This window comes from Desulfobulbus alkaliphilus, assembly GCF_016918545.1.
Classification (GTDB): Bacteria; Desulfobacterota; Desulfobulbia; order Desulfobulbales; family Desulfobulbaceae; genus Desulfobulbus; species Desulfobulbus alkaliphilus.
This window is the reverse complement of record NZ_JAFFQC010000446.1, coordinates 1-384: the sequence shown is the minus strand read 5'-3', so window position 1 is coordinate 384 and position 384 is coordinate 1. Positions and strand designations below refer to the sequence as shown.

Sequence of the window (384 nt, the reverse complement as noted above, 5' to 3'; positions counted from 1 at the left end):
ATGCAGGATCGCGTAGGCCTCCACCCCCTCCGGCTTGTCCGTCCCGCCATAGCCCCGCATGTCCGGGGCGACGACATGATAGCCCGCCTGCGAGATCGCCTGGACCTGGGCGCGCCAGCTGATCCCTAGTTCTGGGAAGCCGTGGATCAGCAGGACCAGCGGCGCGTTGTCATCCTCGAACCCGGCCTCCAGAACCTGTTGGACCAGACCGTCGGTCTTGATATGCCGGGTTCGCATCGCTTCCTCCGACGGCGTCTTCGCCGCTCATTATCGTCAGGACGGACATGACCCGCCTCGTCACTTTTGCGGACGGTACGACCGTTCCCGCCCTCGGCCAAGGCACCTGGGAGCTGGGCGACGACCCGGCCTGGCGCGATGAAGAGC

Annotated in this window: 1 protein-coding gene; it reads right to left on the bottom strand. The window is 66.1% G+C overall.

All coding sequences use genetic code 11. From position 1 onward, the window contains the following. Positions 1-237: alpha/beta fold hydrolase (locus JWG43_RS21225; protein ID WP_205244512.1), on the bottom strand; the 237-nt coding region annotated here is incomplete at its 3' end. Between the last annotated feature and the right edge of the window lie 147 nt (positions 238-384).